The organism is Thauera sp. WH-2 (assembly GCF_048321015.1).
In the GTDB taxonomy this organism is placed as follows: domain Bacteria; phylum Pseudomonadota; class Gammaproteobacteria; order Burkholderiales; family Rhodocyclaceae; genus Thauera.
In genome coordinates this window covers 42,964-66,873 of sequence record NZ_JBLWFG010000006.1, presented here as the reverse complement: position 1 = coordinate 66,873, position 23,910 = coordinate 42,964, and the positions used below count along the sequence as shown (strand labels likewise).

Below are 23,910 nucleotides of genomic sequence, written 5' to 3'. Positions count from 1 at the left end.
TCGAACCGGCGCTGCCTTGCGGCAGGCTATGATGGGCGCACCTGAACGCGCCCCGAGGAGTTCTCGCCCATGACCGTGCCTGTCGCGCTGCCCTGGTGGCAGGATCTCACCCCGCAGCGCATCGCTCGCCTCGCCGCGGACGATGGCGTGGCCATCCTGCCGCTGGCGGCGGTGGAGCAGCATGGCGAGCATCTGCCGTTGTCCACCGACCTCGACATCGCGCTCGGCCTGCTGCAGGCGGCGGTACCGAAGCTGCCCGAGGGAATGCCGGTGTGCGTGCTGCCGCCGCTGACGGTGGGGTTGAGCCTGGAGCACACGGCCTTCGCCGGCACCCTGAGCCTGAGCCCGGAGACGGCGCTGGCCACGCTGGTCGAGCTCGGCGACAGCGTCGCGCGCGCCGGGCTGCGGCGGCTGGTGCTGTTCAACAGCCATGGCGGCAACAAGGCGCTGGTGGACCTGGCCGCGCTCAAGCTGCGCGTGGCGCATCGCATGCTGGTGGTGCGTGCAAACTATTTCCGCTTCGCGCCGCCGCCCGACGCGCTGCCTGCGGCCGAACTGCGTCACGGCCTGCATGGCGGCGCGCTCGAGACCGCGATGATGCTTCACCTGGCGCCGCACAAGGTGCGCACGGCGGCACTGCGGGATTACCCTTCGCTCGGCGCCGAAATGGCCGCCGCGGGGCGCACGCTGGGCGCGGAGAGCGAGGCAGGCTTCGGGTGGATGGCGCAGGACCTGAACCCTGACGGCGTCACCGGCAACGCGTCCCTGGCCGATGCGGCGCTCGGTGCGCGCCTGGTCGAGCATTTCGCCACCGTGCTGGCACGAGTCATCGGGGACGCGCGGGCATTCGACCTGGCCGGCCTGCGCGACCGTGGTGCAGATGTCGGTACCGCCAGCGGTGCGGACTGCGGCGAGGGGGGCTGAACGCCGCCGCTCGCTGCGCACACGAATGCGTACGGGCGCGCCAGGCACAGGCATGGTCGTCGCCCGTGGCGATGGTCAGAGTTTGGTGGCCACGTCCGGCGCCGGCAGGCACTCGGGGTCGGCGGAGGCCGGCTCGCCCTGCTCGTTGAGCAGCTCGTGCAGCCAGTGCCCGTGGCGGTTGGCCTTGGTGCGCAGGTAGCGCTGGTTCTGCGTGGTGACCTCGCCGTAGATCGCCTGGCGCGCGACCACATTGATGCCAGCGTGCTGCAGCGCCTCGACCTTGCTCGGGTTGTTGGTCAGCAGCATCACCTGATGGATGCCGAGCTGCTCAAGCATCTCGTGGGCGACGCGGAAGTCGCGCTCGTCCTTGGAGAAACCGATCACCTGGTCGGCGTCGATGGTGTCCAGGCCCTCGTCCTGCAGTCCGTAGGCGCGCAGCTTGTTGGCCAGGCCGATGCCGCGCCCTTCCTGCGACAGATAGAGCAGCACGCCGCCGCCCATGGCATTGATCGCAGCCACGCCGCGGCGCAGCTGTTCACCGCAGTCGCAGCGCAGGCTGCCGAAGAGATCGCCGGTGAGGCAGGACGAGTGCAGGCGGACAGGGACGGCCTCGGGCCAGCGTGAAGTGTCGCCGATGACGATGGCGACGTGCTCGTGAATGCCGTCGGCCTCGCGGAAGAGCACGAAGCGGCTATCCTCGGCTTCGGCGAGCGGCACGCGGGCCTCGCTGATGCGGGCGAGTCCGCCCGGGCCGCTCTCGCACAGGCGCAGCGCGGTCTCGCTGCTTACCGCGAGCAACTCGCCGCTCGCGATCTCGGCAGCCACGGCGTCGGCGCGACCCGGCGCGATATCGCATGCGATCGCCGCGGGCACGAGCTGGGCGCGCCCGAGCAGACGCAGTGCCGCGCGCTCGGGATCCGCGCCGGGTGTGGAGGTAGCGGCGGCAGGCAGACGGACGCCGCGTTTCCAGGCCAGATCGCGCAGGCTGGCGGCGCCAGGCAGGGGCGAAAGGTCGAGCGAGACGGTCTCGCCCGCATCGCGGTGTCCGAGCGCGGCCATACGGTGCTCGCTCAGCACCAGCCGGGCAGGTGCGCCGGACAGGGATTGCAGCGCGGCAAGCGCCTTGTCGTCGAGGCCTTCGACCGCCTGAACGAGAATTTCGCGGCCAGGGTGGCGGAGCAGGATCGGAAGCCCGCGTCGCAGGTCGAAGATGGCACGCTCGGCTTGGCGCATTCGTTGTTCTCCGTGGGGATGTTCTCGGGTTGCCAGGCTGCGATGCACGCACAGAGCGGGCGCCGCGGGTGCAAACCGTCTTTTGAGGAATGTTCGATGTCGGAAAGACTTCTACCAGATTGGGGCTGGGCCTGCATCCTGCAAGCGTACGACGTGAATTGGGCCGTCGAGATGCGTACAAGTTTCATCGTTGGCGATACGACGATCAAGGTCGAGGCCGGCGGCGCGTGGCGCTGCAATGTGGCGCTGGCGTCGGAGACGTCGCAGCTGCTCGACATTTTCCTCCCGCTGGTGACTGCACCGGGACCGCTCGTCGTGGCCCAACTTGGGCAGAGCCTGGATGGACGCATCGCAACCGAGAGCGGCGCTTCGCATTACATCAACGGGCCCGAGGCGCGTATGCATCTGCATCGGCTGCGTGCGGTGGTCGATGCGGTGATCGTTGGCGTGGGCACCCTGAATGCGGACAATCCGCAGCTCACGGTGCGCCACGTGCCGGGGGTAAATCCATTGCGGGTGGTGCTCGACCCGCGCGGTCGGGCCAATCCTGCGGCGCGCGTGTTCCATGACCGCAGCGCGCCTACACTTCATCTGGTTGCAGATGGAGGCAGCGGCGAAGACCCTGGCGCTCCGGGCATGGTCGGGTCCGGCGAGCTTGTGCGCCGTGCGCTGCCGGCAGGGGATGCGGGCTTCGACCCGGCGGTCGTGCTGGCCTCGCTGCATGCGGCGGGCTACCGGCGGGTGCTGGTGGAAGGCGGGGGCGTGACGGTGTCGCGGTTCCTGCAAGCGGGTGTGCTCGATCGGCTGCACATGCTGGTGGCGCCGATGCTGATCGGCTCGGGCCGGCCGGGGCTGGCGTTGCCACCGATCCAGTCGCTGGCGCAGGCGCTGCGCCCGATGAGCCGTTGCTTTTCCTGTGGCGGTGATGTGGTGTTCGACCTCGACCTGCGCCGGCAGATGGCGTGAGGTGGTGTTTGCGTGCATCCCCTCGCAGGATGCGTCCCCGGTCCCTGCAGGGTGCGCGCTCTGCATACAGGATGCGTCTACCGCTGCTGCAGTGTGGCCTCAGCCAGGGTCCGGGACGGCCACTGTGCCGCCGTGGCGCAGCATCAGCGCGCCGGGCAGGCTGGACAGCAGCACCACCGCGCCGTAGCTGATCGAGATCGCCACCCCCTGCGCCGGATCGAGACCTGCCGCCTGCCACAGCAGCGCCGCCGCGCCTTCGCGCAGGCCCCAGCCAGCGATCGAGAGCGGGATCGCCATCGCCAGCAGCACCCAGGGGATGAGCGGCGCGGCCGTGGCGAGGGGCGTGTCGATGCCGATCATGCGCATGCAGCACAGATACACGCCGACATAGCTTGCGACCACGAGTAGTGAGGCGATCAGCTGGGGCAGGAAAGCTCCGCGTGCGAGCAGCGCCTGCCGTGCCGCCTGCCGCAACTGGCTGAGATGCACGCGCAGGCGGGTTCTCGAAAGGGTCAGCCCGAGCGCCAGTAGCGCGAGCAGCAGCCCGGCCAGCGTCGCCTCCGTGTGACTCGGGCCGCTGAACGCGCCGTGGACGGCCGAGCGCAGCGCAGGTGACAGCGCCAGGCTGGCGAGCACCACCAGCAGGAGCGCGAGCTGGCCGGAGGCGCGCTCCAGCACCACGGCTTGCCACGCCGCAGCGCCACCACGCTGGAAATGGCTTTCCTTGCGGGCGTGACGCCAGGCGCGCGCGGCGTCGCCCATCACCCCGCCGGGCAGCACCTGGTTGAGGAAGGTGGCAAGGTAGTACTCGCGCACTGCGGCGCCAAGCGGCAGATGCGCACCCAGGCGCGCTGCGGTGAGCCGCCAGCGCCAGGCCGACAGCACCACCTGCGGCACGCCGAGCGCGAGCGCTGCCGCGAGCCAGCCCGGATGCGGTGCGGAAAAGGCTGCGCCGAGTGCGCGTGGGTCGAGCCAGTACAGCACGCCCGCGAGCAGGCCGATGCTGGCGGCCAGGCGCAGGATGCGGGCGCGGTGCGCGGCAGCGGTGGCGCCGGTCCCATGACTGCCATGGGCGGGGTTTGCGGGCGGGGGCAGGCTCATCCGGCAGGCGCTCGCGCGAGTTCAGGCAAGTGGTGGTGCGCTTTCGCCCGGGGCCGGCGGCAGCGCGAAGAGATCCAGATGGCCGACCTCCAGCCTGCCGGGTCCACTCCGGCAGTCCGCGCTGCGGCGGGCATGCCAGGCGTCGATGCGTACGCTGGCTTCCGGGCGCTGCGCGCTGGCGGCGTCGCGCCAGCCGTCGATGAGTGCCTGCGCGAGCGCAGCCGATGCAGGTTCGGCGATGTCCAGCCGCCACGGGCTGGGCGCGAGCGTGACCGTGAAGCCGCGCTGTCGCAGCGCGCTGGCGAGTGCCGGTGCGGCGTCGGGACCGAGCGCGGGGCCGAGCCCCTTGTCGCGACGCTGATGGGCGTTGAAGGCTTCGCGCACGAAATCGTCTTCCGCCTCCAGCGCCGCCGCGTCCGCGGGTTCTGCCGAGGACGATGGCGAGAACGACCATCCACCATCCACGCTCAGGGTGATCAGCAGCGCGCAGCCGGTCTGCGCGCAGGCCTGCGCCAAGCGGTCGAGCCAAGCGGTTTCCACCAGGTCGAGCAGCGCGGAGGCGGTGACGAGATCGGCCTCGGCGAGGGTGTGGCGGTCGAGCTGCCCGAGGTCGGCGCAGCGCGTGCGCAGCGCTGCGGTGCCGCCCTGTGCGTCGCGCAGTCCCTCGCAGGCGACGCGGGCATGGGCGAGCAGCGCGGGGTCGTGGTCGACCAGGGTCCACTGCTGCGGCCCGGGCAGGCGTGGCGCGAGGTGGCGCGGATTGGCGCCGCTGCCGCTGCCAAGGTCGGTGATGCGCAGCGCACGCCCGGGGGCGGCGACCTGGCGTTGGCGCAGCCACTCGGCGGCGAGCGCCTCGAGCCGTGGGGCGCGGGCCGCGCTGTCGGCGGTGGCGCGCAGGGCGAGCCAGTCGGCGTCGAAGCAGGCATCGGGATGAGGCGCGTTCGGGGCGGACGAACTCGTCGTCAGTGCAGCGGCGAACTCGGCGCCGGCCAGCCTCCAGTCGCGCAGGCGTCCGCGTGCCTCGCGGGCGCCGTCGCGCAGGGCAAGGCGCAGGCTGCGTTCGCGCAGCAGGCTCGACAAGGCTTCGCCAAGGGCGTCGGCCTCGCCCGGCGGCACCGCGATACCCGCGGCCGCGGGCAAGGTGTCGGCCAGGGCGCCGCCGGTGGTGGTGAGCACCGGCAGTCCGGCCGCCAGCGCCTCGGTCACCACCATGCCGTAGCCCTCGTAATACGAGGGCAGCACGAAGAGGTCGGCCTCGGCGTAGGCGGCGCGCAGCGCTTCGTCGCTGCATTCGCCGCGCAGGTGGATGCGCTCGTGCAGGCCGGCCGCCTCGATCAGGCGCGCGACCTCGGCGGCGAAGTCCGGGTCACGCATGGTGCTGCCGATCAGTTCGCACTGCCAGGGCAACTCGCGCAGCCCGGCGAGCGCCCGCACGAGCAGATCCTGCCCCTTGCGCGGCGCGAGGCTGCCGACGCAGAGCAGGCGCGGCGGCTCGCTGTCGGCGGGGGCCAGCGGCAGGGGCGCCACGCCCGGCTCCACGACTGCGATGCGTGCGCGCGAGACGCCGAATCCGGCGAGCCGGCGCGCGGTGAAGGCGCTGGTGGTGAGGATGCGCTGTGCGGCGCCCAGTGCGGCGCGTTCGCTCGCATACAGGCAGGCGCGCTGCGCGGCGCTCAGCCCGCGCTCGTCGCCGAGCGGGTGATGGACGATGGCGACGAGCGCGAGGCGGTCGCGCTGGCGGATCGCGACCTCGGGCAGGCCGCCGAGCGCGAGGCCGTCCACGAGCACGGTGCGCCCTGAGGGGATTGCGTCCAGGGTGCGCGCGAGCGCGGCGCGCGCGGTCGCGTCGGCGCGCGGGAAGCGTCCGGGCAGGCCGTGCACCGTGACCGTCCAGCCGAGTCGGCGCAGTTCTGCGACGATGTGGGCGTCGTACAGGTAGCCGCCCGTGCGCTGCGCCGGATCGCCGGGCACGATGAAGTCGAGCGTTCGGTTCATGCGATGGGGTGCGGTCGCGTGCGGGCGGGGGCAGGGCGCGGGACGGCCGGCGGCGCCGAGGTCACAGCGCGCCTTCGTAGCTCGCCCACGCGATGTGCGATTCGTGAAGGGTGATCTTCAGGTGCTGCAGGCCCTGGCCGCCCGCGCCGAGACGGCCGTCCCGGATGGCGGCCGCCATGCGGTCGAAGATCACGCGCGCCATGAACTCGGTGGTGGTGTTGCGGCCTTGGAGCGCGGGTTCGTCGTCGAGGTTGCGGAAGTTGAACTCGGTGAGCACCGCCTTGAGCGTGTCGCTGGCGAGGCCGATGTCGACCACGAGGCCGTCGGCATCGAGCTCGGCGCGCTGGAAGCAGGCGTCGACCAGATAGGTGGCGCCATGCACGCGCTGCGCCGGGCCGAAGATCTCGCCGCGGAAACTGTGGGCGATCATGATGTGGTCGCGGACGGTCAGGCTGTACATGCGGGATCTCCGGAGTCGTGGGGGTGAGCGGTCTGGTGGGCGTCGGCGCCCGGGTAGCGGATGCGCTCGCACAGCGCGCCTGCCGGTGCGTGGGCGAGGCGGTGCATGAGCGCGGGCAGCGCGGCGAAATCCGTCTCGCCGCTGATCAGCGCATCGAGTCGGGCGTCGACGAGCAGGCGCAGCGCGAGTTCCATGCGGCGGCGGTGGTCCCAGCGCGGGCTGCGCTGGGGCGGCAAGTGGCCGACCTGGCTGGAGCGGATGGCGAGCCGGCGCGCGTGGAAGGCGCCGCCCAGCGGCAGGCCGACCTGCGCGCTGCCGTACCAGCTCATCTCGATGATGCTCGCTTCCTGGCCCGCGAGCGCCAGTGCGGTGGCAAGGCCGGCAGGGTTGCCGCTGGCGTGGAAGACGAGGTCGCAGTCGCCGCGCGCCGCATCGGGCAGGCGGTGTGTGAGGCCGAGCGCCTCCGCGAGCCGCGCGCGGCCGGGGTCGATGTCGATCAGTTCGACGTCGGTGCCGGGGATGCGGTTGCACAGCCAGGCGACCAGGCTGCCGACCACGCCGGCGCCGACGACAGCGATGCGGTCGCCCACGCTGGGCGCGCCGTCCCAGCAGCCGTTGATCGCGGTCTCCATGTTGGCGGCGAGCACCGCGCGCGCGGGCGGCAGGCCGTCGGGCAGGGGCAGCACGGCCGCCGCCGGCACGATGTAGCGCTGCTGGTGCGGATGAAGGCAGAACACCGGGCGGGCGCAGAGGGCTTCGGCATCGGGTCCCGCGCCGGCCTCGACGACGCCGACGCTGATGTAGCCGTACTTGACCGGACCGGGAAACGCGCCCTCCTGGAAGGGCGCGCGCATGCGCTGGTATTCGCTCGCCGGCACCTCGCCGCGATACACCAGGCTCTCGGTGCCGCGGCTGATGCCGCTGTAGAGGTTGCGCACGAGGACTTCGCCGTCCTGCAGCGGGCGCAGCGGCGCCGGGCGCAGGGCGCCGTGTCCCGGGGCGAGGGTCCAGAACGCGAGGTTGGTGTCGGGCATCCTGTGTTCCTGGGCGTTCGTAAGGCGAGGGGTGGAGTCGGCTGGGTGTTTCCGCCGTCTTGCGCGAACCCTTCGCGCGGTCCGATGATCGAAGCCGACATGGTAGCAGCGCGCCGCGACCGAGGCGCCGGAGGCGAGGAGAGCATGAACGAGGACGGCATGCCCGCGACGCAGGCTTCGTGGCCGCAGCTCTGGCTGGAGTTGGCGGGCGGGCTCGCGGTGACGATCGCACTCGGCGCGCTGGCGGCGAGTGTGATGGCCCTGCCGCTCCGCGTCGCGGGTGTGGCGGCGGTGGTGATGGCGGCGGTGGGCGCCCTGATCCTGCACGCGTGGCCGGATACGCGCCGCGGGCTGGGGCCGGCCAACCGCGTGACCCTGTTGCGCGCCGCGCTGGTGGCGCTGGTGGCGGGGGCGCTGGCGGCGCCGGCGTGGGCGCAGCAGCACGCGACCGCGCTTGCCCTGGTCGCCGCGCTGGCGCTGCTGATGGACGGCGTCGATGGCTGGGTGGCGCGGCGCTGCGGCTGCGAGAGCGCGTTCGGCGCGCGCTTCGATATGGAGCTCGACGCCTTCCTGATCCTGATCCTGTGCGTGCATCTGCTGCTGATGGACAAGGCGGGGTCGTGGGTGCTGGCGATCGGGGCGATGCGTTACGGCTTCGTGGCGGCGATGTTCGTCTGGCCCTGGCTCGAAGGGCCGCTGCCCGAGAGTCGGCGGCGCAAGCTGGTGTGTGTGTGGCAGGTCGCCAGCCTGCTCGTGAGCCTGCTGCCGATGGTGAAGCCCGCGCTCGCGGTGCCGCTGCTGGTGCTGGCACTGGCGCTGCTGGCGTGGTCGTTCGCGGTCGATGTCCGGTGGCGGCGCGCGCATGGCCGCGTCGACGCCTGAATGGGTGCCGGGCGCTCGCCGGCACGGGTTGGAAGCGTAAGGAGGAAGACAGGATGAAGAGGAACACACGGTTTTTCGGCCTGCGTCCCTGGCTTGCGGCAGGGCTCGCGGCGGCCGCTCTGGGCGCTGCGCCGGCCTGGGCCGAGCCGCACGGCTACACGATCGATCCCGATCATTTCGCGATAGGCTTTCAGGTCAATCACGTGGGCTACGCCGACGTGATCGGCATGTTCCTCAAGGCGCGCGGCAGCTTCGTGTATGACGAGGAGGCGCGCACGCTGGTGTCGGGGAAGGTCGTCGTGGCCGCCGACAGCGTGTTCAGCAACCACGAGGCGCGCGACCGTCATGTGCGCGACAGCGATTTCCTCGACGCCGGGCGCTATCCGGAAATCGTCTTCGAGGCCACGGGCTTCGAGCTGACGGGCGAGCGTGACGGGCGGCTCGAGGGCCGGCTCGGCGGCAATCTCACCCTGCTCGGCAAGACGCGACCGGTGACGCTGGACGTGTCGCTGAACAAGGTGGCGAGCTATCCCTTCGGCCATCGCAAGCACACGCTGGGCATCTCGGCCCGTACCACCCTGCTACGCAGCGAGTGGGGGATGGACTATGCGCTCAAGGGCGGCATGGTCGGCGATGCGGTGCAACTGCGCTTCGAACTAGAGGCGATCCGGGATTGAGCGATTCGACAAGGGACCGGGTGCGGCGGTGCCTCACCCGGCAGCCGTCGTCGCCTCAACCGCCGATGTAGGACATCTCGATCTTGCGCTGCGCCGCCGTTGCCGCCGTGCGGATCTCCGAATAGCGGTCGTCACGGCCATTCCAGACACGGGCGATGACGGCGTCGATCTGTGCGTCGTCCGCGCCGGTGCGAAGCAAGGTGCGCAGGTCGTGACCCTGCTGGGCGAACAGGCAGGTGTAGAGTTGCCCTTCGGTGGATAGTCGGATGCGTGTGCAGCTTGAGCAGAAGGCCTGCGTGACCGAGGAGATCACACCGATTTCACCTGCGCCATCCTTGTAGCGCCAGCGTTCGGCGACCTCGCCCACGTAGTTCGGGTCGGCAGGTTCGAGCGGGAACAGGCGGTCGATGCGTGCGACAACCTCGCGCGAGGGCAGTACTTCGTCCATCTTCCACCCGTTCGAGGCGCCTACGTCCATGAACTCGATGAAGCGCAGGATGTGCCCACTATGGCGGAAATGGGTGGCCATGGCCTCGATGTCACCGTCGTTGGTGCCGCGCTTGACGACCATGTTCACCTTGATCGGACCCAGCCCGGCTGCCCGTGCGGCGTCGATGCCTTCGAGCACCTTCTCGACCGGGTAGTCGGCGTCGTTCATGCGCCGGAACAGGGCGTCGTCCAGCGCATCTAGGCTCACGGTGACCCGATGCAGGCCGGCGTCGGCCAGGCGCTGCGCCATGCGGGGCAGCAGCACGCCGTTCGTGGTCAGCGTGATCTCCACCCCGTCCAGACGGGCGAGCATCTCGATCAGGCGCTCGACGTCCTTGCGCAGCAGCGGCTCGCCCCCGGTGATGCGGATCTTGCGCACGCCGCGTGCCGCGAACAGGTGCGCCACACGCAGGATCTCCTCGAAACTGAGCAGTTCGCGCCTGGGCAGGAAGGCATAGTCGTCGCCGAACACCTCGCGCGGCATGCAATACACGCAGCGGAAGTTGCAGCGGTCCGTGACCGAGATGCGCAGGTCGCGTACCTCGCGCCCGCGGCGGTCGACAAGCGCTTCACCCGGGGCTGGGCGTGAGGCCGGGTCGGGCACCTCGGTGTGGGGTGCGTTGCTCGGAGCAAGCTGCTGGATCGGGATGACTTTCATGGTCGGCGGCGGGGTCGGGTTGCAGGATTATCAAAGCATGGACAACGCGATGCAAGGCACGGTTCGCGGCAGGGTTCGCGCTGGGGCGCATCGTGATGCGGGTCAAGGCGTGGCAGCCTGTGGGCGCGGGCCGCGAAGGCGGGGTGTATCATTGCGCTCCGGATCGATCCGGCATCAGGAGAAGAATCAAACATGGCCGATCTCGTGCCGCTGCCGGCAACGGCGCTGCGCAAGCAGTGCGACCCCGCCTGCTTCACCTTCGAAACCACCGAATCCCTCATCGAACATGCCGGCGACCTCGGCCAGGCGCGCGCCGTGGAAGCGATCCGCTTCGGGCTCGCGATGGGGCACACCGGCTATCACGTCTTTGTGCTGGGCGAGACGGGCAGCGGCAAGCACGCCACCACCTTCCGGCTGCTGCACGAACGCGCGGCGAGCGAACTCGTGCCGCCCGACCTGTGCTACCTGCACAACTTCGGCGAGCCGCTCAAGCCGAAGCTGCTCGCGCTGCCTGCCGGACGGGGCGGGGCGTTGCGTACGCACATGCAGACCTTCATCCGCGACCTCGGGCCGGCGCTCGGTGCCGCGCTCGACAGCGATGCGCACGTAGATCGCGTCGAATCGCTGCAGAGTGCGCACAAGGCGCGCGAGGAGGCCGCCCTGCGCGAGCTCGGCCAGGCCTGCGCAGCCGAGAACATTTCCCTGATGCAGACGCCCGAGGGCTTCGTGTTCGCACCCACCAGGGAGGGCGAAGCGATGTCGCCCGAGGTTTTCGAGGCCTTGCCCGAAGACGAGCGCAAGACCATCGAGGCGCGCGTCGGCGCCTGGAGCGACCGCCTGGAGGATCTGCTCAACGACTTCCCCGGCTGGCGCAAGGCAGTGCGTGAATCCATCGAGCGCGCCGAGCGCGAGGTGCTGGGCCCGGCCGTCGCGCACCTGCTGCGCGAGGTGCGTGAGGCGCATGAGGATCTGTCCGAGGTGCTCGCCTTCCTCGACGCCGTGGAGCGCGACGTGCTCGACTCCGCGATCAAGGGCACGATGCTGGATGAGGAGGATGAGGAGGCACCCGAGCCGGAGGAGAACACCCGTTACCACCGCTACCAGGTCAAGCTGCTGGTCGACCATTCGGCCTCTCAGGGCGCGCCGGTGGTGTTCGAGAACAACCCGGGCTACGGCAACCTGATTGGCCGCATCGAACACATCGTGCAGCAGGGCAACCAGGTCAGCCACTTCAACCTGATCCGTGCCGGTGCCCTGCATCGCGCCAACGGTGGCTACCTGGTGCTGGATGCCGAGCGCCTGCTGTCGCAGCCCTTTGCCTGGGAAGGCCTCAAGCGCTGCCTGCGCGCGGGTGAGATCCGCATCGAACCGCCTGCCGAGGCGCAGGGCTGGAGCGGCGCGCTGACGCTCGAGCCCGAGGCGCTGCCGTGCGCGCTCAAGGTGGTGCTGATCGGCGATCGCGACGTGTATTACCTGCTCATGGAGCACGATCCGGAGTTCGCCGACCTGTTCAAGGTGCCGGCCGACTTCGATGATGACCTGCCGCGAACGCCCGGGAATGAGTGCGAGTACGCGCGCCTGATGGCGCTGCTGGTGCGTACGGCCAAGCTCCTCCCGGTGCATCGCGAAGGTGTTGCGCGCCTGGTGGAGGAAGCCTCGCGTCTGGCGGACGACTCCGGGCGCCTGTCGCTGAACACGCGCGCGCTGTCCGACCTGATGCGCGAGGCCGATTTTCATGCGCGTGGCAAGGGGTTGGCCGTCACCGGGCGTACCGAAGTGGAAGATGCGCTCGCGGCCCGCAAGCGTCGTGCCGACCGCTATCCGACCCGTGTGCTGGAGTCCATCCTGGACGGCACCACGCTGATCTCCACCGACGGCGAACGCGCCGGGCAGATCAACGGGCTGGTGGTGATCGAACTGGCCGGCGAGCTCTTCGGTCACCCGGTACGCATCACCGCCACCGTGCGCATGGGCGAAGGCGATGTGGTCGACATCGAGCGCGAGACCGAGCTGGGCGGTGCCATCCACTCCAAGGGCGTGCTGATCCTGTCCGCCTTCCTCGCCGCGCGCTATGCCCGCCACCAGCCGCTGTCGCTGTCGGCGAGCCTGGTGTTCGAGCAGTCGTATGCGCCGGTCGAGGGCGACTCCGCCTCGCTTGCCGAGCTGTGCGCGCTGCTGTCGGCGCTCACGCAGATCCCCATCCAGCAGCGCTTTGCGATCACCGGCTCGGTGAACCAGTTCGGTGAGGTGCAGGTGATCGGTGGCGTCAACGAGAAGATCGAGGGCTTCTTCGACCTGTGCAAGGCACGCGGGCTGGACGGCTCGCATGGGGTGGTGATCCCGGCCGCGAGCGTGCGCCACCTGATGTTGCGCGAAGACGTGGTCGAGGCCGCGGCCAAGGGCTTGTTCCACATCCACGCGGTGAAGACGGTGGATGAGGCGATGACGGTACTGACCGGCGTCGAGGCGGGCGAGCCGGATGCGAAGGGTGTCATCCCCAAGGGTACGCTGAACCACAAGATCGCCACCGTGCTCGCCGAAATGACCGCGGCACGGCATGCGCACGCGGATGGCGACGGTTCGGCCGGCGCGCGCCAGCACCGGCGCCGGCACGCCGTGTAAGGCTGGTCGGGCGACTGCCATCGGTCGTCGCCCGACCAGCGTTCAGTGCGGGCGCTGCTTCAGTCCGGCCAGTTGACGGTCGTGCATCCGGCCCAGCAGCAGTTGTGCACCCATTGCCCCCAGCAGCGCCATCAGCATGTCGGCCTGCGCGTCCCAAGGATCCCCCTGGGTGCCGAGGAATTCCACTGCACCGCCGCCCCACAGCACGGCCGACGTCCACTCCACGAGCTCGTAGAGCGCGCTGATCCCCAGGCAGCTCAGCGTGAGTAGCGCGAACAGCCATTTTCCGGCGCGCAGCGGCGAGGTGCGCAGCAGCAGCTCACGCCCGAGGATGGCCGGCGTCACCCCCTGGAAGAAATGGCCGAAACGGTCGTAGGGGTTGCGCGCGAGCTCGAACCAGTCCTGCACCACGAAGCCGATCGGTACGCGCGCATACGTGTAGCTGCCCCCCAGGATCAAAATCAGAGAGAAGAAGGCGATCAACCCGTAACAGAGCGGGGTGAGCGGAAAGCGCCGTGCGGTGGCGACGAGGATGGGCATGGCAATGAGCACCGGTGCCACCTCTGCCCACCACACGCCGCGATCGTATGGGGCGACGCCTGAAGCTGCGAGCGCAGTGAGGACGACTGCGAGGAGGGTCACGGGCAGGCGCATCGCAGGAGGGAGGTCCGCTCTCAGGCCCACGCACACTCGCAGGTGAAGTGGCGCAGGAAGGGCGGCTGCTTGACGATCCGCACGCCGCGGATGTTACGTGCGTCTTCCTTTACCTCGGCGATCACCTCGGCCGCGTAATCGAAATGCGACTGAGTGTACATGCGGCGCGGGAAGGCCAGACGCACGAGCTCCATGCTGTGGTAAGTCTCGCTGCCGTCCTCGCGGCGCTTGCCGAACATCACCGAGCCGATCTCCACGCCGCGGATGCCGCCCTGCAGATAGAGCGCGTTGCACAATGCCCAGGCGGGGTATTGCTCGACGGGCATGTCGGGCAGGATGCTGCGTGCGTCGATATACACCGCGTGGCCGCCGGTTGGGCGCACGATGCCCACGCCGGCGGTTTCCAGTCGCTCGCCGAGGTATTCCGCGGTGCGCAGGCGATAGCGCAGGTAGTCCTCATCGATGCCTTCCTGCAGGCCCACCGCGAGCGCCTCGAGATCCCGGCCCGCCAGGCCGCCGTAAGTCGGGAAGCCTTCGGTGAGGATCAGCATGTTGCGCACCGCGTCCATCCATTGTTCGTCGCGCAGCACGATGAAGCCGCCGATATTGACCATGCCGTCCTTCTTCGCGCTCATGGTGCAGCCGTCGGCGAGCGAGAACATTTCCTGCACGATGGCCTTCACCGGCACGTCCGTGTAGCCCGGCTCGCGCATCTTGATGAACATCGCGTTCTCGGCGAAGCGGCACACATCCATGATCAGCGGCTTGCCATGGCGGTGCAGCAGCTCGGAATAGGCGCGCATGTTGGCCATCGACACCGGCTGGCCGCCGCCGGTGTTGTTGGTCACCGTGATCATGCCGAAGGGGATGCTGTCGCCGCGGGTGCGCAGCAGGTGCTCGACGCGGTCGAGGTCGATGTTGCCCTTGAACGGGTGGATCAGCGCCGGCTGCAGGCCTTCGGGGATGACGAGGTCGAGTGCCTCGACACCGAGGTATTCGAGGTTGGCGCGCGTGGTGTCGAAGTGGCAGTTGTTGGGCACCACGTCGCCCTTCCTGCATGCGGCGGTGAACAGCACCTTCTCGGCGGCGCGGCCCTGATGCGTGGGCATGAAGTGCTCCATGCCTGTGAGTTCGCGGATCACCGCCTGCAGGCGGTAGAAGCTGCGTGCGCCGGCGTAGCTTTCGTCGCCCTCCATGATCGCCCCCCACTGCCGGCTCGACATCGCACCGGTGCCCGAGTCGGTGAGCCAGTCGATCAGCACGTCCTCGGCCCGCAGGCGGAAGGGGTTGAGACGGGCTTCGTCCAGCAGGCGCTCGCGCTCGGCGCGCGTGGTCATGCGGATCGGCTCGATGCTCTTGATGCGGAAGGGTTCGATCAGGGTGGTGGGCATGGCGGCTCCAAGTGCATTCGTGAACGGAGCAGGGAAATTAAGACCGAAAACCGGAGCGTGGTGTCGCTTATTTGCAACAGGTTCGGGTCGTCTTCCCACTCGCGACCTAATCGCGGGTGATCACCTCTGAGGGCAGGATGCCGGCAAAATCGCCGCTGGCGGTGTCTGCGGGTCCGCCCGGGTGGTGAGCATATCCTTGGTGCGGCAAGCTATTGCTTAGAAGGAGCTGTTGGTCAGACTGAGATGCCTCTTGCAACGCAAGAAAGTGGTGGGAAACTTGGCATTTCCCACCGTTCACGGGCATGTCACTTATGCAACCGTCCGACTACCTTCCGCAGGCCTCGGGACGGATCGAGGTGGCTTAGTTCAGCTCCGCCCAAGTAGTACCTTTCTTACGGTCGTACCGCAGCGAGACCTTGGAAGTGGAGCACAGGTTCAGGTTTTCCCACACGGCTTCTTCGCCGTCATCGTAGACCACCTTCATGTCCCATTGGCAGCCCTTCGAGCCTTGCTCGAACTCGATGTCGACGCTTTCGCTGTTCGCGAGGACGTCGCTGCCCATGACGTCTTCTTCCCAGTCGTTGCTTGAGGCTGACGAGACATACACCTCACTTATCACGTAGCCAGTCCTGTTCAAGAGGCTAAAATCGAGGTTATCAGCATGTGCGGCAGTTGCGGCAAAGAGCGGAGCGCAGACGAGCGCCAGCATCGGGAATAGCTTTTTCATCAATTGTCCTTCATCTTGATAATCGGCAAAGGCGCTCACGAAGGTTCATAACCCTGTGGACCGTTTATTGGGGTGCGTTCTTCGTGGAGGCGGAGAATGCGGCAGCAGTAACTTCATGTGGGCAGCGCGAACGTCATGGGTGAGCAGCTTTTCGCGCCGTGCATCCCCGTAAACGAAAAATGCCATCCCGAAGGATGGCACTCTCGTTTGATGCTGGCTCCCCGACCTGGGCTCGAACCAGGGACCTACGGATTAACAGTCCGGCGCTCTACCGACTGAGCTATCGGGGAATTACCTTTTTACAGCTTTCGCTGCGAGTTACTCTTCTGCAGCCTTCGCTGCGACTTGCTGTTCCTGTGAGAAACACCAAGTCCTGAAACTTGGCTCCCCGACCTGGGCTCGAACCAGGGACCTACGGATTAACAGTCCGGCGCTCTACCGACTGAGCTATCGGGGAACAGAGGCGCGCATTTTAGGCAGACCACGCGCGCGCGTCAAGGCAGAGCGGCGTTTTTCTGGATGCCGCCTGCCTCGACGTGCTCCGGTGTCAGCCCTTGACCACCTGCGCGATCGCCTTGGCGACGTAGCCGATGTTCTTCGAGTTGAGCGCGGCCAGGCAGATGCGGCCGGTCGAGACGGCGTAGATGCCGAAGTCGGACTTCAGCGTCTCGACCTGTGCGGCGGTCAGGCCCGTGTAGGAGAACATGCCGCGCTGCTTGATCACGAAGGAGAAGTCCTGCGCCACGCCCGCCGCCTTGAGCTGCTCGACCAGGCCGGTGCGCATGGCGCGGATGCGTTCGCGCATGCCGCCGAGCTCGTCTTCCCACATCTGGCGCAGCTCGGGCGAGGACAGCACCGCGGCGACGATGGCGCCGCCATGGATCGGCGGGTTGGAGTAGTTGGTGCGGATCACGCGCTTGACCTGCGACAGCACGCGGCCGGCTTCTTCCTTGCTGGCGGTGACGATGGACAGTGCGCCGACGCGCTCGCCGTAGAGCGAGAAACTCTTCGAGAACGAGCTCGACACGAAGAACTGCAGGCCGCTGGCCGACAGGGCGCGCACGGCCACGGCGTCGGCGTCGATGCCTTCGGCAAAGCCCTGGTAGGCCATGTCGAGGAAGGGGATGAGGCCGCGCTCACGGCACACGGCGACCACTTCGTCCCACTGCGCATCGGACAGGTCGGCGCCGGTAGGGTTGTGGCAGCAGGCGTGCAACACGATGATCGAGCCGGGTTGCAGGCTGTCGAGCTTGGCCTTCATGCCGGCGAAGTTCACGCCGCGGGTGGCGGCCTCGTAGTAGGGGTAGTTTTCGACCGGGAAGCCGGCGGACTCGAACAGCGCGCGGTGGTTCTCCCAGCTCGGGTCGGAAATGTAGACGGTGGCGCCGGGCACCAGGCGCTTGAGGTAGTCGGCGCCGACCTTGAGCGCGCCGGTGCCGCCGAGGGCCTCGACGGTGATGGTCTGGCCGCTGGTGGCGAGCTGCGAGTCCTTGCCGAAGAGCAGGCCCTGCACCGCGTTGTTGTAGGCGGCGGGGCCTTCGATCGGCTGATAGCCGCGCGGCGGCATGGCTTCGAGGCGTGCCTTCTCGGCGGCGCGCACGGCGGCGAGCAGCGGGATCTTGCCGTTGTCGTCGTAGTACACGCCGACGCCGAGGTTGACCTTCTCGGCGCGGGTGTCGGCGGCGAAGGCCTCGTTGAGGCCAAGGATCGGGTCACGGGGCGCCATCTCGACGGCGGCGAAGATCGAAGCGGACATGAGGACTCCAGTTGTTCCGGTAGGGCAGCGGTGGGTGTGCGTGGTGGGAACGGACTTGCGCCGTGCCTTGTCACGCGATTTGGGAAATAATCGGCGTTTTCGTCCGGCCTCGCCATGCGGCGATGCACCGGAATGGAGCGGGAATTTTAGCATGACGACTCAAGGCAATAGCGCCGGAAACGATGCACCGCAGCATGGCGGGACGGTGCTCGGCTTCGAGGGCAGTCCCTTCCGCCTGCACCAGCCCTTTCCGCCGGCGGGCGACCAGCCCGAGGCGATCCGCCTGCTGTGCGAGGGTGTGGAGGACGGCCTGATGTACCAGACCCTGCTCGGCGTGACCGGCTCTGGCAAGACCTACACCATGGCCAACGTGATCGCCCGCATGGGGCGGCCGGCGCTGGTGCTGGCGCCGAACAAGACGCTGGCGGCGCAGCTGTACGCGGAGTTCAAGGAGTTCCTGCCCGAGAACGCGGTCGAGTACTTCGTCAGCTACTACGACTACTACCAGCCCGAAGCCTACGTGCCCTCGCGCGATCTCTTCATCGAGAAGGATTCGTCGATCAACGAGCACATCGAGCAGATGCGGCTGTCGGCGACCAAGAGCCTGATGGAGCGCCGCGACGTGGTGATCGTGGCGACGGTGTCGTGCATCTACGGCATCGGCGACCCGGTGGATTACCACGCGATGATCCTGCACCTGCGCGAGGGCGAGCGCATGGCGCATCGCGACCTCATCCAGCGCCTGGTGGCGATGCAGTACACCCGCGCCGACATCGATTTCCGCCGCGGTACCTTCCGCGTGCGCGGCGACGTGATTGACGTTTTCCCGGCGGAGAACGCCGAGCTTGCGGTGCGTATCGAGATGTTCGACGACGAGATCGAGCATCTGACCCTGTTCGATCCGCTCACCGGCCACCTCAAGCACAAGCTGGCGCGCTTCACCGTGTATCCGTCCAGCCACTACGTGACCCCGCGCGCCACGGTGCTCGAGGCGATCGAGAAGATCAAGGAGGAGCTGAAGGAGCGCATCGCGCTGTTCCAGCGCGAGGGCAAGTTGGTGGAGGCGCAGCGCATCGAGCAGCGCACCCGCTTCGATCTCGAGATGTTGAACGAGATGGGCTTCTGCAAGGGCATCGAGAACTACTCGCGCCACCTCTCCGGCCGAGGCCCCGGCGAGCCACCGCCCACCCTGATTGACTACCTGCCGCAGGACGCGCTGCTGTTCATCGACGAGTCGCACGTCGCCATCGGGCAGGTGGGCGGCATGTACAAGGGCGACCGCTCGCGCAAGGAGAACCTCGTCGGCTACGGCTTCCGCCTGCCCTCGGCGCTGGACAACCGGCCGCTGAAGTTCGACGAGTTCGAGCGCCTGATGCCGCAGACCGTTTTCGTGTCGGCGACGCCGGCGAAGTACGAGGAGGAACACCAGGGGCAGGTGGTGGAGCAGGTGGTGCGCCCGACCGGCCTGATTGATCCGGTGGTCGAGGTGCGCCCGGCGATGACGCAGGTGGATGACCTGCTCACCGAGATCAAGAAGCGGCTCGAGGTGAACGAGCGCGTGCTGGTCACCGTGCTGACCAAGCGCATGGCCGAGGACCTCACCGACTACCTCGCCGACAACGGCATCCGCGTGCGCTACCTGCATTCGGACATCGACACTGTGGAGCGCGTCGAGATCATCCGCGACCTGCGCCTGGGCGAGTTCGACGTGCTGGTGGGCATCAACCTGCTGCGCGAGGGTCTGGATATTCCAGAGGTGTCGCTGGTGGCGATCCTGGATGCGGACAAGGAGGGTTTCCTGCGCTCCGAACGCTCGCTGATCCAGACCATCGGTCGCGCTGCGCGCCACCTCCACGGCACCGCCATCCTCTACGCCGACCGCATGACCGATTCGATGAAGGCGGCCATCGGCGAGACCGAGCGCCGCCGGCAGAAGCAGGTCGCCTTCAACGAGGCGAACGGCATCGTGCCCAAGTCGGTGACAAAACGCATCAAGGACATCATCGACGGGGTCTATGATTCGGATGGGGCCAAGCGTGACGCCGCCCGTGTGGCCGAGAAGGACGCCGACTACGCGGTGATGGACGAGAAGTCGCTGGCGCGGGCGATCAAGCGCCTGGAAAAGGAGATGCAGGAACACGCCCGCAACCTGGAGTTCGAGAAGGCCGCTGCGGCGCGCGACGAGTTGTTCAAGCTTCGCCAGCGCGCATTTGGCGCAGACCAGCACGGCAGCGTTTGACGAACGAACAAGAAGAATGCATCGGAAGGAGGGGATGAAATGACGAGGGTTCTTTTCGTCTGCACTGGGAATATCTGCCGTTCGCCAACCGCGGAGGGCGTTGCGCGGCACTTCATCGAGACCGGTGGACTCAGTGGCCTGGTGGAAGTCGATTCTGCCGGCACGCATGGTTACCACGCCGGCGAGGCGCCCGATCCACGTACGCAGAAGGCCGCGCAGCAGCGCGGTTACGACCTGTCGGGCCTACGCGCGCGCAAGCTTGAGGCGCGTGATTTCCTCGAGTTCGACCTGCTGCTGGCGATGGACCGCGGCCATCTGGAAGCGATGCGGCGCCAGTGCCCACCGGTATACCAGCCGCGGCTGCGGCTGTTTCTGGAATTCGACGGTTTGCGACGCTTTGGTGACGAGGTGCCCGATCCGTACTACGGTGGGCCGCGCGGCTTCGATCTCGTGCTCGACATGTGCGAGCACGGCGTGCGCGGGCTGCTGGATGCGGTGGCAACCCGGGTCTGAGTTCTGGCTGGCGGCGCCTTTCCGGTGGGATGGCGCAGGGTGCGGACGAAAAGAAGGCCATCCGATTTTGGATGGCCTTCTTCCGCGTGAGACGCTCTGCCTGTAAGGCTTACTTCTGCGTTTCGACCTGTTGCAGCGGTTCGTCGATAACCACCGGTGCCGGACGCGGCTTGCGGCCCAGACGGACGGGCGCTTCGACGGCGCCCGTGCCGAACTGGGAGAGCTTGCCGGGATCAGTTTCAATCTTGATCAGGCCGCTGTCCGCGGCCGGCGCCTCAGATGCGCCTGCGGGCTGAGCTGCCTCGGTCTCCGTGGCCACGGTCTGTGCCTCACTCGCCGGCGTTTCGGGTACCGCAGTCGGGGCGAGCGGTGCAGGAGCACGCTCCACTTCTGCAGCGGCCTCTGGCGCCGATTCGATGGAAACGGCGTCGGTGGCAACAGCTTCGGCGGCAGCGGCTTCGATCGCAACCGTCTGCTGCTCGACGGCTTCTGCGAGGGAAGCCTCCACCTTTTCGTGCTCGACCGGTTCCTGGCTGGCGACCGCGCTTGCCGCCTGTTCCGTTGCAGCCTCCGGTTCAGCGGCGGGCGCAGTGGTTTCGGGTTGCTCGGCCACTGTTGCGCTGACTGCCTCGGCGTGGGCGACCTGGGTGGCAGCGACCTGAGGGGCATCGCGCTCGGTGGCGACCGCACCGGCTTCCACCGGCAGCGGTGCCGGAGCCTGCTCGGGCGGCGTGGCCTCTTCGGTCTGCACGGTTTCGGCTGCCGCGACGGCGACCGGAAGCTCGGCTGCAGCCTGTTCGGTCTCCGGGGAGGGGATCCCGGCGATGGTGTCGACTGCCTGCGGGGCAGCCTCGGCGGCCGCTGCGGCGCTCACGGTTTCGGCTGCGGGTTCGCCTGCGGTAGCGGTCGCTTCGGCAGAGGGCGCTTCTGCTGCGGGCGCGGAGTCGTCGCGCGCTTCATCGCCGTCGCTCGACTCAGCGGCGGAGGCGACCGCCTGGCCTTCGCTGGTGCGACGGCCACGGCCGCGGCCGCGCCGACGGCGCTTCTCGGACGGTGCCGTTTCGCCCTCGGTGGATTCCGCCTGTGCGGTCGCGTCGACTTCCGCCGCGCCAGTATCGGTGCTCGGGACGGCCATGCTTGCAGCAGCGGCGGTCTTTAGCAGCTCTTCCTCTGCGCTCGGTGCGCGGTTCTCTGTGCTGCGCTCCGTGCTGTCCTCGCTGCGGTTGCCGCGCTGGCCACGGCCGCGGCGGCTGCCCTCACTGCGCTCTGCGCGTTCGCCTCGTTCGCCCTGGCTGCGCTGAGGTTTCTCGGCGCCCTCGGGGCGTTCGCTGCGTTCGGTTCGCTCGGTTCGCTCGGTGCGCTCGCCACGGCCACTGCGGCCGCCCTGCTGCGATTCGCCGTCGCGTTCGCCACGCCGGCTACGGTTGCCGTTGCTGCGGCGGCCTTCGCCGTTGCGCTCACTGCGACCGCGCGGCTCGCGCTTGGGCGTTTCCTCGATGACCGCTGCGGGCGAAGGCGCGGATTCCGCCTTACCACCCGAGAGCCAGCCGAACAGACGTGCGAACAGGCCCTTGGCGGCAGGCGCAGCCGCAGCGGCGGGCGCGGGGGCCGTGACCGGGGCGGGCTGTGATGGTGCGATACCCTTGACCGCTGCTTCAGGACGGGCGGGGCGCTCGTTGGCCTTGGAGGGCAGACGGGCGTCCTCCTCGGCGGGCTTTTGCACCATCTGGTAGCTGGCCAGCGCGATGTCTTCGGCGTTGAGCTGGTCGTGACGCAGGCGAATGATCTCGTGTGCCGGCGTCTCGAGGTGGCGGTTCGGCACGATGATCAGCTGCACCTTGTGGCGCATCTCGATGCGTGCGATGTCGACCCGTTTCTCGTTGAGCAGGAAGGTGGCCACGTCGACCGGCACCTGCAGGTGCACTGCGCCCGTGTTGTCCTTCATGGCCTCTTCTTCGAGGATGCGGACGATGTGCAGGGCCGACGATTCGGTGCTGCGGATGTGGCCGGTGCCGTTGCAGCGCGGGCAGGGGATGTAGCTGGTCTCGGCCAGCGCCGGACGCAGGCGCTGGCGCGACAGTTCGAGGAGGCCGAAGCGGCTGATCTTGCCCGTCTGCACGCGGGCGCGGTCGTGGCGCAGTGCGTCGCGCAGGCGGTTCTCGACCTCGCGTTGGTTCTTGGCCGACTCCATGTCGATGAAGTCGATCACGATCAGGCCGCCCAGGTCGCGCAGGCGCAACTGGCGGGCGATCTCGTCGGCTGCCTCGCAGTTGGTGCGGAAGGCGGTTTCCTCGATATCCGAGCCCTTGGTGGCACGGCCCGAGTTGACGTCGATCGAGACCAGCGCCTCGGTGTGGTCGATCACGACCGCACCGCCCGAAGGCAGGTTCACCTGGCGCGAATAGGCGGATTCGATCTGGTGCTCGATCTGGAAGCGCGAGAACAGCGGCACGTCGTCACTGTAGCGCTTCACTCGGGCGACGTTGCCCGGCATCACGTGGGCCATGAACTGCGTGGCCTGCTCGTAGATGTCGTCGGTGTCGATCAGGATCTCACCGATATCGGGCTGGAAGTAATCGCGGATCGCGCGGATGACCAGGCTGCCTTCCTGATAGATGAGGAAGGCGCCGGACTGGCTCTGGGCGGCACCCTCGATCGCGCGCCACAGCTGCAGCAGGTAGTTGAGGTCCCACTGCAGTTCTTCGGCACTGCGGCCGATGGCTGCGGTGCGGGCGATCAAGCTCATGCCCTGGGGCACTTCGAGCTGGTCCATGTTCTCGCGCAACTCGGCGCGCTCGTCACCCTCGACGCGGCGCGAGACACCGCCGCCGCGCGGGTTGTTGGGCATGAGCACGAGGTAGCGGCCCGCCAGCGAGATGTAGGTGGTGAGCGCTGCACCCTTGTTGCCGCGCTCGTCCTTCTCGACCTGGACGATGAGCTCCTGGCCTTCCTTCAGTGCCTCCTTGATGGAGGCCTTGCCGGCATCCACGCCCGGCTGGAAATAGGCCCGGGAAATTTCCTTGAACGGCAGAAAGCCGTGGCGATCAGCGCCATAGTCGACGAAAGCCGCCTCGAGGCTGGGCTCGATACGGGTGATGACCGCCTTGTAGATGTTGCTCTTGCGTTCTTCTTTTGCGGCCGATTCGATATCGAGGTCGATCAGTTTCTGACCGTCCACGATCGCGACGCGCAGTTCTTCGGCCTGCGTCGCATTGAAAAGCATGCGCTTCATTTGGATCGTTCTCCCGCGCAAATCACACGGGCAGGACGAACGGCGCGCACCATCGCGCTTTCCGGGTTCAGGAGCGATTGGGTAGAGCTGCTGCTTTCATCCGGTGGGTTGATCGGGCTGTGATGGGTCGGCTGGTCGAAATTCTCTTGCTCCCGCCCGGCGTGCCGTGTGGGCTTCGGGCCGGAGCATTTGATCCTGCGTGTGTGACTTGTACGTCAAAATCCAACCCGTGGGCTGGATGGGTATGTCGAAGGTGATCGCTTGCGTTACCATCGGCGCCTTTTCGGCCTTGGATGGCATGCAAGGGTGTAGCCGGGAGCGCTCTTCAGGGCTCATTGCCAGCAGTCTGCCTGCGTC

18 protein-coding genes and 2 tRNA genes are annotated in these 23,910 nt (G+C 68.1%); 7 read left to right on the top strand and 13 right to left on the bottom strand.

Features of this window, described 5'->3' with window-relative positions:
- Positions 1-69: 69 nt before the first annotated feature.
- Entirely contained in the window at positions 70-924 is an 855-nt protein-coding gene (locus ACNKW1_RS11325; protein ID WP_418364696.1) for a creatininase family protein, read from the top strand.
- A 75-nt stretch (positions 925-999) separates the two neighbouring features.
- Here ACNKW1_RS11325 and ribA read toward each other — a convergent pair whose 3' ends face one another.
- Complete coding sequence (gene ribA, locus ACNKW1_RS11320; RefSeq protein WP_418364695.1) at positions 1,000-2,157, bottom strand: GTP cyclohydrolase II; 1,158 nt, start codon at positions 2,155-2,157, stop codon at positions 1,000-1,002.
- A gap of 96 nt (positions 2,158-2,253) precedes the next feature.
- Between ribA and ACNKW1_RS11315 the strand changes: the two genes are divergently transcribed.
- Positions 2,254-3,123 carry a RibD family protein gene (locus tag ACNKW1_RS11315; RefSeq protein WP_418364694.1) on the top strand — a complete coding sequence of 290 codons (870 nt, stop codon included), beginning with the start codon at positions 2,254-2,256 and terminating at the stop codon, positions 3,121-3,123.
- Positions 3,124-3,222: 99 nt separating this feature from the next.
- On the opposite strand, the gene ACNKW1_RS11310 is transcribed toward ACNKW1_RS11315, so the two are convergent.
- The 4 genes from ACNKW1_RS11310 to ACNKW1_RS11295 form a co-directional block, all read right to left on the bottom strand.
- Positions 3,223-4,224: a lysylphosphatidylglycerol synthase transmembrane domain-containing protein gene (locus ACNKW1_RS11310; RefSeq protein ID WP_418364693.1), complete on the bottom strand. Its 1,002-nt coding sequence runs from the start codon at positions 4,222-4,224 to the stop codon at positions 3,223-3,225.
- 21 nt (positions 4,225-4,245) lie between these two features.
- Positions 4,246-6,219 (bottom strand): glycosyltransferase, encoded by a 1,974-nt coding sequence (locus tag ACNKW1_RS11305; protein WP_418364692.1) that lies wholly within the window; start codon positions 6,217-6,219, stop codon positions 4,246-4,248.
- A gap of 61 nt (positions 6,220-6,280) precedes the next feature.
- A complete protein-coding gene (locus tag ACNKW1_RS11300) occupies positions 6,281-6,679 on the bottom strand; it encodes a 6-pyruvoyl trahydropterin synthase family protein (RefSeq protein WP_418364691.1) in 399 nt (132 codons plus the stop codon).
- Positions 6,667-7,713, bottom strand: a complete 1,047-nt coding sequence (locus ACNKW1_RS11295) for a zinc-dependent alcohol dehydrogenase (protein WP_418364690.1) — start codon at positions 7,711-7,713, stop codon at positions 6,667-6,669. The genes ACNKW1_RS11300 and ACNKW1_RS11295 overlap by 13 nt, the downstream gene beginning before the upstream one ends.
- Before the next feature lie 84 nt (positions 7,714-7,797).
- Here ACNKW1_RS11295 and ACNKW1_RS11290 point away from each other — a divergent pair, with 84 nt between their 5' ends.
- Both ACNKW1_RS11290 and ACNKW1_RS11285 read left to right on the top strand, forming a co-directional pair.
- Positions 7,798-8,595 (top strand): CDP-alcohol phosphatidyltransferase family protein, encoded by a 798-nt coding sequence (locus tag ACNKW1_RS11290; RefSeq protein WP_418364689.1) that lies wholly within the window; start codon positions 7,798-7,800, stop codon positions 8,593-8,595.
- A gap of 53 nt (positions 8,596-8,648) precedes the next feature.
- Entirely contained in the window at positions 8,649-9,272 is a 624-nt protein-coding gene (locus tag ACNKW1_RS11285; protein ID WP_418364688.1) for a YceI family protein, read from the top strand.
- 55 nt (positions 9,273-9,327) lie between these two features.
- Here ACNKW1_RS11285 and moaA read toward each other — a convergent pair whose 3' ends face one another.
- Positions 9,328-10,419, bottom strand: a complete 1,092-nt coding sequence (moaA, locus tag ACNKW1_RS11280; protein WP_418364687.1) for a GTP 3',8-cyclase MoaA — start codon at positions 10,417-10,419, stop codon at positions 9,328-9,330.
- Positions 10,420-10,611: 192 nt separating this feature from the next.
- Here moaA and ACNKW1_RS11275 point away from each other — a divergent pair, with 192 nt between their 5' ends.
- Positions 10,612-13,041, top strand: coding sequence for a Lon protease family protein (locus tag ACNKW1_RS11275; protein ID WP_418364686.1), 2,430 nt, complete (start codon positions 10,612-10,614; stop codon positions 13,039-13,041).
- A gap of 42 nt (positions 13,042-13,083) precedes the next feature.
- Here ACNKW1_RS11275 and ACNKW1_RS11270 read toward each other — a convergent pair whose 3' ends face one another.
- From ACNKW1_RS11270 to ACNKW1_RS11245, 6 genes are all read right to left on the bottom strand, one after another.
- Complete coding sequence (locus ACNKW1_RS11270; protein WP_418364685.1) at positions 13,084-13,695, bottom strand: DUF2238 domain-containing protein; 612 nt, start codon at positions 13,693-13,695, stop codon at positions 13,084-13,086.
- A gap of 20 nt (positions 13,696-13,715) precedes the next feature.
- The gene (locus ACNKW1_RS11265; protein WP_418364684.1) at positions 13,716-15,086 is read right to left on the bottom strand and encodes a tryptophanase; all 1,371 of its coding nucleotides are present in this window, start codon (positions 15,084-15,086) and stop codon (positions 13,716-13,718) included.
- A 361-nt stretch (positions 15,087-15,447) separates the two neighbouring features.
- Positions 15,448-15,852 carry a hypothetical protein gene (locus tag ACNKW1_RS11260; protein WP_418364683.1) on the bottom strand — a complete coding sequence of 135 codons (405 nt, stop codon included), beginning with the start codon at positions 15,850-15,852 and terminating at the stop codon, positions 15,448-15,450.
- A 175-nt stretch (positions 15,853-16,027) separates the two neighbouring features.
- Positions 16,028-16,103: transfer RNA gene (locus tag ACNKW1_RS11255), tRNA-Asn, on the bottom strand.
- A gap of 91 nt (positions 16,104-16,194) precedes the next feature.
- Positions 16,195-16,270, bottom strand: a tRNA-Asn gene (locus ACNKW1_RS11250).
- A gap of 90 nt (positions 16,271-16,360) precedes the next feature.
- Complete coding sequence (locus tag ACNKW1_RS11245; RefSeq protein ID WP_418364682.1) at positions 16,361-17,569, bottom strand: amino acid aminotransferase; 1,209 nt, start codon at positions 17,567-17,569, stop codon at positions 16,361-16,363.
- Positions 17,570-17,720: 151 nt separating this feature from the next.
- Between ACNKW1_RS11245 and uvrB the strand changes: the two genes are divergently transcribed.
- Together uvrB and ACNKW1_RS11235 are read left to right on the top strand one after the other, a co-directional pair.
- The gene (gene uvrB / locus ACNKW1_RS11240; protein ID WP_418364681.1) at positions 17,721-19,808 is read left to right on the top strand and encodes an excinuclease ABC subunit UvrB; all 2,088 of its coding nucleotides are present in this window, start codon (positions 17,721-17,723) and stop codon (positions 19,806-19,808) included.
- A 39-nt stretch (positions 19,809-19,847) separates the two neighbouring features.
- The gene (locus tag ACNKW1_RS11235; protein ID WP_418364680.1) at positions 19,848-20,321 is read left to right on the top strand and encodes a low molecular weight protein-tyrosine-phosphatase; all 474 of its coding nucleotides are present in this window, start codon (positions 19,848-19,850) and stop codon (positions 20,319-20,321) included.
- Between the two features lie 109 nt (positions 20,322-20,430).
- Here the strand turns inward: ACNKW1_RS11235 and ACNKW1_RS11230 are convergent, their stop codons facing one another.
- Positions 20,431-23,553: an Rne/Rng family ribonuclease gene (locus ACNKW1_RS11230; protein ID WP_418364679.1), complete on the bottom strand. Its 3,123-nt coding sequence runs from the start codon at positions 23,551-23,553 to the stop codon at positions 20,431-20,433.
- Between the last annotated feature and the right edge of the window lie 357 nt (positions 23,554-23,910).

Coding starts and splice junctions, on each gene's coding strand:
- ACNKW1_RS11325 (WP_418364696.1), top strand. CDS start 70: ATGACCGTGCCTGTCGCGCTGCCCTGGTGGCAGGATCTCACCCCGCAG.
- ribA (WP_418364695.1), bottom strand. CDS start 2,157: ATGCGCCAAGCCGAGCGTGCCATCTTCGACCTGCGACGCGGGCTTCCG.
- ACNKW1_RS11315 (WP_418364694.1), top strand. CDS start 2,254: ATGTCGGAAAGACTTCTACCAGATTGGGGCTGGGCCTGCATCCTGCAA.
- ACNKW1_RS11310 (WP_418364693.1), bottom strand. CDS start 4,224: ATGAGCCTGCCCCCGCCCGCAAACCCCGCCCATGGCAGTCATGGGACC.
- ACNKW1_RS11305 (WP_418364692.1), bottom strand. CDS start 6,219: ATGAACCGAACGCTCGACTTCATCGTGCCCGGCGATCCGGCGCAGCGC.
- ACNKW1_RS11300 (WP_418364691.1), bottom strand. CDS start 6,679: ATGTACAGCCTGACCGTCCGCGACCACATCATGATCGCCCACAGTTTC.
- ACNKW1_RS11295 (WP_418364690.1), bottom strand. CDS start 7,713: ATGCCCGACACCAACCTCGCGTTCTGGACCCTCGCCCCGGGACACGGC.
- ACNKW1_RS11290 (WP_418364689.1), top strand. CDS start 7,798: ATGATCGAAGCCGACATGGTAGCAGCGCGCCGCGACCGAGGCGCCGGA.
- ACNKW1_RS11285 (WP_418364688.1), top strand. CDS start 8,649: ATGAAGAGGAACACACGGTTTTTCGGCCTGCGTCCCTGGCTTGCGGCA.
- moaA (WP_418364687.1), bottom strand. CDS start 10,419: ATGAAAGTCATCCCGATCCAGCAGCTTGCTCCGAGCAACGCACCCCAC.
- ACNKW1_RS11275 (WP_418364686.1), top strand. CDS start 10,612: ATGGCCGATCTCGTGCCGCTGCCGGCAACGGCGCTGCGCAAGCAGTGC.
- ACNKW1_RS11270 (WP_418364685.1), bottom strand. CDS start 13,695: ATGCGCCTGCCCGTGACCCTCCTCGCAGTCGTCCTCACTGCGCTCGCA.
- ACNKW1_RS11265 (WP_418364684.1), bottom strand. CDS start 15,086: ATGCCCACCACCCTGATCGAACCCTTCCGCATCAAGAGCATCGAGCCG.
- ACNKW1_RS11245 (WP_418364682.1), bottom strand. CDS start 17,569: ATGTCCGCTTCGATCTTCGCCGCCGTCGAGATGGCGCCCCGTGACCCG.
- uvrB (WP_418364681.1), top strand. CDS start 17,721: ATGACGACTCAAGGCAATAGCGCCGGAAACGATGCACCGCAGCATGGC.
- ACNKW1_RS11235 (WP_418364680.1), top strand. CDS start 19,848: ATGACGAGGGTTCTTTTCGTCTGCACTGGGAATATCTGCCGTTCGCCA.
- ACNKW1_RS11230 (WP_418364679.1), bottom strand. CDS start 23,553: ATGAAGCGCATGCTTTTCAATGCGACGCAGGCCGAAGAACTGCGCGTC.